General features: G+C 31.3%; 8 protein-coding genes and 2 pseudogenes. 8 read left to right on the top strand and 2 right to left on the bottom strand.

The genetic code is table 11. The features are described 5' to 3' along the window. Positions 1-284: 284 nt before the first annotated feature. From MHH71_RS28860 to MHH71_RS28850, 3 genes are all read left to right on the top strand, one after another. Positions 285-791 carry a GNAT family N-acetyltransferase gene (locus MHH71_RS28860; protein ID WP_006097033.1) on the top strand — a complete coding sequence of 169 codons (507 nt, stop codon included), beginning with the start codon at positions 285-287 and terminating at the stop codon, positions 789-791. 439 nt (positions 792-1,230) lie between these two features. Next, positions 1,231-1,833 carry a recombinase family protein gene (locus MHH71_RS28855; protein ID WP_078212112.1) on the top strand — a complete coding sequence of 201 codons (603 nt, stop codon included), beginning with the start codon at positions 1,231-1,233 and terminating at the stop codon, positions 1,831-1,833. Positions 1,834-2,236: 403 nt separating this feature from the next. Continuing rightward, positions 2,237-2,812, top strand: a complete 576-nt coding sequence (locus MHH71_RS28850; protein WP_078212110.1) for a hypothetical protein — start codon at positions 2,237-2,239, stop codon at positions 2,810-2,812. A gap of 219 nt (positions 2,813-3,031) precedes the next feature. Here MHH71_RS28850 and MHH71_RS28845 read toward each other — a convergent pair whose 3' ends face one another. After that, positions 3,032-4,678, bottom strand: coding sequence for a hypothetical protein (locus MHH71_RS28845; protein WP_006096828.1), 1,647 nt, complete (start codon positions 4,676-4,678; stop codon positions 3,032-3,034). A gap of 505 nt (positions 4,679-5,183) precedes the next feature. Here MHH71_RS28845 and MHH71_RS28840 point away from each other — a divergent pair. Continuing rightward, entirely contained in the window at positions 5,184-6,395 is a 1,212-nt protein-coding gene (locus MHH71_RS28840; protein WP_006096829.1) for a hypothetical protein, read from the top strand. A gap of 292 nt (positions 6,396-6,687) precedes the next feature. Continuing rightward, positions 6,688-7,575, top strand: coding sequence for a DUF4238 domain-containing protein (locus MHH71_RS28835; protein ID WP_006096830.1), 888 nt, complete (start codon positions 6,688-6,690; stop codon positions 7,573-7,575). Between the two features lie 203 nt (positions 7,576-7,778). Here MHH71_RS28835 and MHH71_RS28830 read toward each other — a convergent pair. Further along, positions 7,779-7,946 (bottom strand): annotated as a pseudogene (locus MHH71_RS28830) (IS1595 family transposase); the annotation flags it as partial. Between the two features lie 192 nt (positions 7,947-8,138). Between MHH71_RS28830 and MHH71_RS28825 the strand changes: the two are divergent. The 3 genes and pseudogenes from MHH71_RS28825 to MHH71_RS28815 all read left to right on the top strand — a co-directional run bounded on the left by MHH71_RS28825 (position 8,139) and on the right by MHH71_RS28815 (position 11,637). After that, positions 8,139-10,019 carry an ATP-dependent nuclease gene (locus MHH71_RS28825; RefSeq protein ID WP_006096832.1) on the top strand — a complete coding sequence of 627 codons (1,881 nt, stop codon included), beginning with the start codon at positions 8,139-8,141 and terminating at the stop codon, positions 10,017-10,019. Between the two features lie 191 nt (positions 10,020-10,210). Continuing rightward, positions 10,211-11,008, top strand: a pseudogene (locus MHH71_RS28820) (transposase); the annotation flags it as partial. 44 nt (positions 11,009-11,052) lie between these two features. Further along, the gene (locus MHH71_RS28815) at positions 11,053-11,637 is read left to right on the top strand and encodes a GrpB family protein (RefSeq protein ID WP_033799304.1); all 585 of its coding nucleotides are present in this window, start codon (positions 11,053-11,055) and stop codon (positions 11,635-11,637) included. The last annotated feature ends 56 nt before the right edge of the window (positions 11,638-11,693 follow it).

The raw sequence follows: 11,693 nt of genomic DNA, 5'->3' as shown, positions 1-11,693 counted from the left end.
ACAAATGGATTTTTTAGGAATACAAACTCAATAAATCGTTCCATTTTCTTAATTCACAAAATATTCAAAATTGAAATCTCCAAATGTTAATATTTGTTATATAATGAAATTGTCACATCAGTCATTAAGTAGTTTCCCTATTGTGTCTGTTAAGATAGTTTGTGTTACCTTTTTTGTCACCTTACCTTAAAAAGAACTTGTAGTGATTCCTACAAGTTCTTTTTGTTTTTGGGGTTAAATGTGGATTTGAAATAAAGTTACGATTTTTTGAGGGGGAAAAGTAAATGTTTGTAAAGACAGAACGATTATTGATACGAAAATTTGAGTTCAAAGATTGGCAAGCTGTCCATGAGTATACATCAGATATCAATGTTATGAAATACATACCCGAAGGGGTTTTCACTGAAGAAGATACAAGAAACTTTGTGAATGAAAACATTGGTGAAAATGCTAAGAACTTTCCTGTGGTATTAATAGATGACAATATCCTAATTGGTCATATTGTTTTTCATAAATATTTTGGTGAACATACTTATGAGATTGGTTGGGTGTTCAATCCTAAATATTTCAATAAAGGATATGCTTCCGAAGCAGCACAAGCTACATTGAAATATGGGTTTAAGGAAATGAAATTACATAGAATTATAGCTACATGTCAGCCACAGAATACCCCATCATATCGAGTGATGGAGAAGATTGGAATGAGAAGAGAAGGCTATTTCAGGAAGTGTATACCACATGGTAATGAATGGTGGGATGAATATTATTACTCTATTTTAGAAGAAGAATAGTGTCTCAGAACGCATCATTTAAATCAGAATCTCTTGGCTTATAAAATCGTTAAAATGTGGGCGGTACGCCATGCCCATTAAGCTAAACTTATATAATTTTAATTTCATGTGAGATTTTTTCTTTATTGATAAAAGAAAAATTACAGTCTTCAAATCAATTTCAAGAATTAATTCCATATTTTAAACAAGTTGAAAAATACTTTTTAAGAAAGTGAGCTGTTTCATAAAAGCATTACAAAACAAAAAGGAATCCATAACGGGTTCCTTTTTCTACGCGTTTCAAAAGGTACACCTTTTGGAACTATCAAAAGCACATGAAATATACGTTCCAAAACCTCAAAAATGCATTTTTGAAACGTCTCTAAAAAACAGACACCTTTTGGAACTGTTTTGCTATAATATGTATTATAAAACATCAAGAGAAGGAGATTCTGATACCTTGAATAACAGAAAATTCGGATACATACGTGTAAGTAGCAAAGATCAAAACGAAGGTAGACAACTAGAAGCAATGAAACAAGTTGGTATTGACGAAAGAGATATTTTCATTGATAAACAATCTGGTAAAGATTTTAATCGTCAAAAATATCAACTTGTAAAAATGATGTTACGGGAAGGAGATATTTTATATGTACAATCATTAGATCGTTTTGGGAGAAACAAAGAAGCGATTTTAAATGAATGGAAGGATATTACTAAAAATATTAAAGCCCACATCGTTGTAATTGATATGCCTTTATTAGATACAACTAAGTACCAGGACAACTTAGGAAATCTCATTACTGACCTAGTACTTCAAATTCTTTCGTGGCTTGCTGAAGAAGAACGAACAAAAATAAAAACCAGACAGCAAGAAGGAATTCAATTAGCTAAAATACAGGGAAAACATCTTGGAAGACCGAAGACAGAAATTACAGATGAATTTATCACTGCTTATAACGCTTGGAAAACAGGTGCAATATCCGCTGTTGAAGCAATGAAACAAGCGAATCTATCAAAAACTACATTTTACCGCCTTGTAAAGAAATATGAAAAAAAATGAAAAGCGTTTGAATCAAACTATTTAAGGGGGATATTATGAAAAAAATTTGATTAGGGAGCATCACCTTATGTTTTTTATTAATTGGAAATAAAAGTAAGCCTAATGCTCAAAGTTACATGTATCTCGGCTGTATCCCTATATATGATGATAGTCAAGAAATGTGGGAGTTCAATACCTACCAAACAAATTTAGAAACAGGAAATGCTTCACAAATTGATTCGAAAAAACTTTCTCTAGAAAAAGGTACAGAGTATGTACAAAATAATTTTTGAAGTTTCTCACCTAGAAGTTTGAAAACAACTTTCTCAACACCAATAAATGCAATCTAGATATAGCCGATATACGTTTAATTTATTTTAGAGTTAGATACACGTATACAAATCCCAATTTACGAGGTCTAAAAATGAAAAAATTTATTCTAAAAACTCTTTTTAAAAAAGAATTATCCTTAATTCATAATAACTACCAACGACAAGTATTACTTATTAAAGATGAATTTGAAACTAAAATAAACAAACTAAAAAAAATATATGACATACCAAAAGAAATTTTTTCTAAGTATCCACAAGCTGAAATTATTGGCATTGAAAAAAATAAGAAAAATGATGAAGTATTTGTATTTAGAGCACCAATCGGACAGTCTTTTGAGATTAAATTGTATACACGAAGATCCAATTATAATTATCAAATTCCTACACTTTTTGCAACTCTCCATAACAATTCACCTCAAGAGCCTGACTATATATGGATTGGAGGTATAACGAGTCCGAAAGAAAACATCGGGAACGGCTCTATTACAATGAAATATCTTATTAAAATGGCTAAAGAAATGAAAGTTTCACACATTTCTGGGTGGCTATCACCAGTAGACGGAGACCATTTCGATAAATTAGAACATTTTTATAAAAAATTTGGTTTTGAGGTGAACTTTAATTGCGACAGAACAGAAGGCAGTATAAAAATGATATTAGATAACTAAACCCTAATAATATTTTTTATAGCAACTGATTTTGATAATACCAAAAGAGGGGATAGGATTTATGCAACCTCCCTCATTAATAACTTATCCAATAACTGATTTTGTTAAATATATTGCGAAAGTTTGTCATGAAACTATAGAAATAGAGTCCTGATAACACAGGACTCTTCTTTATTTTTATTAACATATGATGTTTGTTAGAGATGGTATCTTTAAACTTTAAGCATAAATTTTTTTATTTCTTTCTTTATTATCAGCTTCAGTCACAACACCATTATTCCACTGAGCTTTAATAAATTCAGTCCAATATGCATTATTTCGACGTATTTCTTCATTATTAAAGCTCGCCCTATCTTCAATGTAAGCTGGACTTTCTTCAAATCCAGCTTCCTCTTCTACTTTTTCCTCTAGCAACTCTTCATATGCCTGTAAAGCATCTAAATCTTTTCCATCGCTGTCTCTATTGAAAATTAAACCTTCACCATTTATAGGAGTACCTTCATATATCTCTCCTGTAAACTTCTTGATTTGGTTTGATAAATTATAGTTGTTAGTTATTCCATTCCATGGTTTCGAGTATTTATATTCACCCTTAAAGGATTGTATGCCGTTAATAAATTCGATACCATTAATTTTAAATCCATTTTTCAAAATACCTACAAATTCTACACTTCCATGCTCATTATAATATGTTCCTTGACCATCTATACGTCCACCTTTAAGTTCTCCTTGATATCTAATCTTCTTGTTCTTATGAAATAAGGTTGTAATTCCATTAAGAACCTGACCATCTTTAAATTCACCGTTATAAAAATATTGATTATTATCATCAGGTAATTTATATAGAATCCCCTTTTTAATTTCCCAAATTGTAGTATTTGTATCATAAGTAATTTCATAACATTCTTTTGTAGAATTATAATATCCATAGATAATTCCTGGAATGAAATGTTCTGAATCGAAACGACCAGTACATTTTATTTTTCCATCCGTATTATAAAGTTCTCCATCACCTACAAATGGTTCTTTAGTATCTCCTACGAAGAAAAGAACTCCATTTAAATAAGTTTCATAAACAGTTTTTCCGTTTACTACTTTTTCCATAGGTTTCTCTTTAGAAGAAGCAAATGTTAAACAATAGATCTTTTGTAAAATGATATACAAGTCAATACCGACTAGTTCATCAAATGAAGAAACTTTAAGCTCACCCAATAATGGAAATGGAATAAAATCAGCGAATACTTCCTTGGATAGTTCATCAAGGTACTCTCTTAATTCCTCATTGGGTTTATCCATTTTATGTTCTTCTAATATATTTTGCAAAGCATAAAATTGTTCATATAATTTGTAAACCCTATTCAACTCTTGACTTGTAAGACCATCTCTTAGATTAGCTACATTTTTAATCCAATCCGCACTAAAATATATTCTATTGGGTTTAGCATCAATTCCTTTTAATACATAACTAGTATATAGATCTCGTAAATTTGAAATCCCTCGTTGTAGATCATAATAAACAATAAGAGCATTTTCTCTCACCATTTCTTTATCACGGTTGTCCTCCAAATCTCTTAATTGCTGAGAAACCTGTAAGCTTCCCTTACTTACATTCCACACTAACAAACTAAAAAGTGTTGTGGCGAGTAAGGCATAAATCGCAACTAAAATTGTAAAAACGTAAGAAAGAGATGTTACAGCACTAGCTGTTTTATTAGGTTCTCCTCGAAGCTCCCACATTTTGAAAAGGGCTTCAAATATATTTCCAAAAATCATATAAGAAGCAAATAGACTAAAGCCAAGTGGCAATGTAAAAACCCAGAAAATAATTTTCTTCTCTTTCTTAGTAAACTTAATTTCGTTTAGCATGGCACTTCCCCCGGAAAATTACTTGTGTATTGCGTTCAACTAACATATACAATACTCTTCATTAAAGCACAGGAAAAGGTCTGCAAAGACAAGCAGACCTTATTATAGCTGAAATATTCTATGCATATAAAATATTGCATTTATTAGTTATACTTCCTTATTTTATGGTATTTCTTGTAAAGACACAATTCTAAGGGTGAGTTTAAATGCTTAATTATTTTCAACTTTATTTAATATATCTATCTCACATTCAAGTTCAAAAGTAAGTATATAACCCAAAATTACATGAATCTCGGCTGTACCCCTTGTCTCTATTATTTTGATAAGCAATGATCAAAATGAACTACAGTTACTGTGTGATGATTTATATAGGGTGTTTTTGCCCATCCCCCTTTTCGAGGGATGGGCAAAAACACCCATTTATCAATATCAATTGCTAAAATTATTATGATAAAATCAATTTATAATAATATCCTATAAAGATACCGTATGGAGAGTGAATTAATTGCTAAATAATATCCTTAATCCATCTATTTTAGAAAACTTTTCACAAATCATTAGTGACCACGATGATTTTTTAATAAAAAAATATAGTAATTTCAAGGGTAAGAAAAAAATTAGTGTAATCTTCTCAGCAAGGGATTGGTTACATAGTATAGTACATGGTCTACCTAACATTGACCTTACTCATCCTAATCAAGATACTCAGTCTTTAAATGTTTTTCAGTTTGTATGTACAATTGATTTATTGACAGAAGCCATTCAACAACTTTATAGAGTTCTTTATGATAAAATAAATTATCCACTTTCTCAAGACAAAACAGTATTCAACAAAAACATTTCAGATGATCAGTATTTTACACATATTAGAGCTGTTTTTGGTGCTCATCCAGTTAACTTGAAAAGTTATGATGGAAACTCTAATGGTAATACTCAATACTTTGCTTCATGGTCTAGTAGTCATGGTGCAGGTGATTTTAGTGTTTATCTTTACAGTAACGACCCTAAGGAAAGCGATAAAGAATTCTCTATTTCCTTTGACTTACTAATAAAGTATGCTCAAAAACGTTATCACTACCTCGAGGAAATAAGTAAAGAAATCCAACGCCAACAAATAGAATTCAATAACCTCTGGATAAAAACACCTATTGAAAAGAATAAAGAGCCGCTTGAACAACTTTATATATTAAAAACAGAAAATGAAAATAGATTCGGTAACAGTGGTTATAAATATGAAATTGGAACATTAATAGATCTTTTTAGTGCACCTAGAAATTTTCCTAAGGATTTTGAAATATATGATAGATTTCTTAGCAGTTTAAAAGAATCTATTAACGATATTTATTACAACTTACAAAACATGCAAATTTTAGACTTAAGTATATATCCTGTTCCGGAGTACTCAGGGATAAAGAGCCTTAGGAATTTTTTTTACGATATACAAAAACTAAATGAATATCTCATTAAAGAAGCTGACTTGAATAACAATTTGAATTATGTAGAAATAAATATAGCCGATCATATAAAACGACTAATTTTAGCAAACATTTTACCTGATTATGCTGTAAAAGAGTTGGATAGAAGAGATTTATTACTTATATTGTATACTTGCTTGGTAGAAAATGGAGCAAATATTATAAGGGAAACTTCCTCTGAACAAGAGGCATTCCCCGCTGATATAGAAATTATATTTATTGATGATTTAGATGCAGAGTGACTACAATATACTTATTGATCAACTCTCTTTGTACTATTTCAATTAAGAATGTAAAAATAATAAATAGCACGTACAATCTTTATAAAGATTGTACGTGCTTAAAGAATCTCCAAAAATTAATAATGTTTTTTTACACCACCTACCCATTAAATACATGACTTTTATATTAATATTGGACTCTTATTACTATCTCCAAGGAAGTTATGAATGAACTAATATTAAAACCATTAATTTCATTTTTTATGATAAGATTATTTCCCTAAAGATAACAGGAAGGATTTGTTACTTTAACATGGCAGAAAAAAAAGATTTTGTAAAAAAACAGCATTATATCCCTCAGTTCTCTATAAAACCATTTGAAATTACTGAGGGTTATTGTCGCACAGTAATTTTAAAAACGACTCCTTTTAAAATTACGAAAATGAGTACCAGAAATATTATGCAAGAAAATGATTTATATGAAGTAAAGGATCTTGACGGAGAATATGTAAATAGAAATGAAATAGAGGACATTTATAGTGAAATTGAAAATTCAATAGCACATAGTTTTCATGAATTTGTTCCCCTACTAGCATCTGATGAAGTAGATGTTGAGTTCAAAAAGAAATTTGCGACAATAGAATGGCAAAGGAACGAGACTAATCTACTTGAACATTTAATTTTCACATTGATTCGCAGTCCTCATTTAAAGAATTTGGTTTATGACAATAAGGAAACTCCTGATTTTATGAAACCAATATTCTATCGTCTTATGACCACTACTCGAGAAAATGCTGTAAAACTTGCTAAGAACCTTCTTAAAGGAGAGGGATTGGAGATAGCCTTGCATTCTTTAAAAACAAGTCCAGAAGGTGGGATTCCAGAATTATACAAACATCTAATGAATAATTTTCAATTACGAATTTACAAAACTCGAGGAGAGAAAAAATTTTTTCTTTCTGATAGACCTATTCTAGTCAACAAATTTGAAGAAGCTGATTATGTACTTCCTATTTCGCCTACTATCTGTATAGGTGCAACCCTCTTTGAAGGTGAGTTTTCTCCATACAACCAAATTACATATTTGTCGGATGTTGATGTTAACAGAATTAACAAGAGGATTATAGAAAATACAGAAAAAATGTTGATTATTCAAAGTGATGCAGATCTAGAGTTTGTGAAAGAATGGGGAAAAATATAAAAAGCATTATATAAGACAAAAAACTTAAAAGAACATTCTAATCGAGGTCGCACTACACTTTAAAAGTAAGCGTCAAATATTCCCCACCTACTATTTGTAAATAACCCATGAGATAATCTCCTTACATACTATATGTGGAGGTTTTTTATGGAAAGACACCGATTAAAGAAAGAATGGGAAACTTATATTCAAGACTATAAAAACAGTGGATTATCAGGTGTTAGCTTAGAGCCAATCATACTCTCTACCTTTGTTTTCACAACACGCCCCATACAAGCAACCTTGGAGACAGTTGCTTTCGTGCGGTCTCTTGCAACAAGCACACAGACATGTTCGTGACTAATCCCTCTGTGCTTAAACTTCCCACCACGGTTACCTTGTGTTGAATGACAAAAAAGTAGGGAACTAATTTAAAAAGTTTGATTAAGTAAGACTCAATCCTATTTCGGGATTGGGTCTTTTTTATAAATTAATATGAGTTGTCTCTTTTGATATTTTTTTATATTTATTCTAATATTTGCTATTATTAATTTATAAATTAATAATACTGGAGGAATTAGTAAATGAATATCCCTGTTACTATTAATATCCCATATCTTTGGAATGGAGAAATTATTACAAAAAATGATTGGGCTCCAATCACATTTCTTGTTGGTCCCAATGGTACGGGAAAAACACAATTTGCTGAAAATATTAGACACCAATTAAATTCTAATGGGGTTAATACAAGATATTTAAATGCAGAAAGACTAGCGGGATTAGAGAAACAACATTATACATATTTTTCACACGGGTCACCACTAGAAAGAGGGCTTGATATTGCTCAGTTCAATGATCTGAAGTCTTATGGGAAAGATTATGGTCTGGCTGCTGATGCTTGGATTATTCTAAAAGAGAAATTAGATGTTAGATTAAGGATAGAGGCTGTTTTGTCACAGTTTTTTGGGAGGACTCTAAGATTAAGTGAGGAGGGTGGATTCCTCAATCCAAAATTACAACTTCAAGGCAGTAATGGTGAATATGGTTTCAGAAGTGGCGAGAGCCATGGACTTAAAGAACTTATCTCAATTCTTGCTTTTATTTACGATGATGAACATTCTTGTTTAATTCTAGATGAACCAGAACTACACTTACATCCTCAATATCAAAGTTTTTTATTATCCGAAATTAGAAAGGTATCTGGCGATCCGCTTGTGAATCCTGATAAGAAATCGTTTGTTATAATAACTCACTCTCCCTTTTTCATTGATATAAATAATATTGATGATTTGAAAAATCTTCTCATTTTTCAGCCAACAAAGAAACCAGTGTGGATTTCGGACTTAGACGAAGATGACGTTTATAGAATTAATAAGGTTTTGCCGAGACTAAATACACATCATAAACAATTTTTCTTTGCAACAAAACCAATTTTTGTAGAAGGATATACAGATCAAATATTACTAAATACTATCCAAGATAAAAGAAAACAGGGTATTGGTGTTCGTGGAATTTCTATAATAGATGTTGGTGGGAAAAATGAAGTAGATGCCTTCTACCGTCTTTCAAAAAAACTGAATTTGGATAGTAGAGCTATTGTTGATTATGATGTCATCTTTGATGGGAAATTAAAACAAACAGCCAGCCAAGATCCCCAAGTCATTAATTACTTAAGTAATGAAGGTATTGGACAAGATTTAATGCAGGTAATCGGAACCCTTCTTAACACAATTGACCCATTGACCGATAGTTTACTTGAACTCGATTTAGATTTACTAGATCAGTACCCTGAGTTGAAGCAACTGATTGAGAAGATTTCAAATGTGACGAGTGTAGAAGCAAAAAGACGAGCAACGTTACTGGGGGTATTAAGGAATGAGCTTATTATAAGAGACTTAGTGCCTCATAAAATCCAGAATATCAATTTGATTATTGGTAAAACACGGAAAATTATTGATGCATTTAAAAAAGCAAACATATTTGTTCTCCCAAAGGGAGAGCTAGAAAACTACCTTCCGTCATACGAAGGAAATCCATATAACATTTCTGATAATGAAAAATCTAGATTATTGGAGTGTGAGAGGGAATTTTTGCTATCAGCAACATTAGACGAAGATACATTTATTGAACGCTATGGCGAATTAATAACAATTATTGATGAAGCATGTGAAACTATATCCATTGATTTGGGACCTCTAATAAATGCTGCTCTTGGTGATTTTATTCATCATATTCAAAAAGAATTCAAGTTAAAGAGAATAATGGATGTAGAATCGATAAAAACAAATAACATGTTATCTTGGCAATTATATAGTAGGGTAATCAGCAATATTACTTTTACTAGAAGTGATGATACGTCTTTTGTTTGTAGAATTCAACTTAATGAAAATATTGATAGTAGTCAAACTCTATACTCCTTTACAGAAACAACTGTTCCATCAAATTTTAATATTAACGAAGAGTAGCAGCTAATTTTATTTTTTCACTAAAAAAACTAATAACTTAAGCCACTCCTTGTTTAACTCAAGGAGTGGCTTAAGTTAAACAAGGAAAATCGCTTATTGAGAACAATAAATAAGTAAAAAGGACCAAAACACTTGTCCTTTTACTATATTTAAAATTTAATAATTCTATTGTCATTCTACACTTGTAGTGAACCGGTAAAGATCTAAAGCTAGCCACACAAGAAGAACTACGACAAGCAATGATTGAATCTGGGGCAAAGCGAATAGCTACGAAGGCGTCTAAGGCACTAGCAGAAGTAACAGCAAAGTCTATAACAATTGATGTCCCTCATTTAGTTGGAAGACAAAATTGGGTAATTGAGGAAGCGTTACGTATTGAAGAAAGTATTAAAGGGATTGACAATCACATCCAAGAACTACTTCACGGAAATTCAAGCAAAGGTATTAAACCTCATCCTTATACAGAGTTATTATACTCTTTCCCTTTTATGAGCGATAATTGGGCCTGTACCCTTATCGGAGCCATTGGTGATGTTGAACGATTTAATACATATAAATACCTTGGTGTTTCGGCTGAAAATAAACAATCAGGGACATCAGTAAAGGGTACGAGAATGACCTTTAGTGGCGTTCGGGATGCACGTCGTGTTCTCTTTCAAATGGCGATGATTATCATTGCGATGAAAAAGCAACCGTCCGTATTCAGCTCCTATTATCATCGTCTAGTAGAACGTAAAATGAATGGAAAAACAGCAATTGGGCATATTTGTGGAAAGATTGCCAAAATCCTTTATATGATGCTTAAAACGGGGCAAAAATATGACCCTATAAAACACGCACAAGCAACAGGTATTCCTTGGGATTCTGTTTATGACAAAAGAACAAAAAATGTCAACTCGGAGAAGTTTTATCAAGAAGCATTAAAGCTTGCGGGAGATTCAACATCTGACGATGTTGAATTAATTGAAACAGATGTTGATTTAAAATAAAGTTTGATAAAAACGACTTACTAAGTAAAATGGAGGAATATATTGTGGGTAAGAGTTTATCAGAAATGTCACTTGAGGAATTGTGGGAACTGTTTCCGATTATACTAAAAGAACATAATCCAATATGGAAAAATTGGTATTTACAAGAAGAAAAACTACTTAACAACATAATCGGTAATCAATATGTTGAACGAATCAATCACATAGGAAGTACTTCTGTTAACGGGTTATTAGCAAAACCAACGATAGATATATTGCTTGAAATAACAGCAGATTGTGATTTGAAGTTTTTAGTGAATGTGTTGGAGAAAAAGGGATATATTTTTGAAAAGCAACCACAAAAGCCTTCACCTCATATGATGTTTATGAAAGGTTATACAGAAAAAGGATTTGCCGAAAAAGTATTTCATCTTCATGTTAGGTATATAGGGGATTGGAATGAATTATATTTTAGAGATTTTTTACGACTGCATAAAGATGTTGCCCAAGAATATAGTAACTTAAAAGTGAGCTTAATGGACAAATATGAACATGACAGAGACGGATATACGGAAGCAAAAACAGAGTTTATTAATACATACACTAAAATTGCAAAAACGGAATTTGAATACAAATATACCCCAAACTAATAAGCATTTTATTTCAAAGCTCATTAAGACATAAAAAATACTAATCTCCAGTAAGT

This window comes from Bacillus sp. FSL H8-0534 (genome assembly GCF_038005885.1).
In the GTDB taxonomy this organism is placed as follows: Bacteria; Bacillota; Bacilli; order Bacillales; family Bacillaceae_G; genus Bacillus_A; species Bacillus_A pseudomycoides.
Note: the sequence above shows the minus strand (reverse complement) of the source record. Positions and strands in the feature narration are given on the sequence as shown.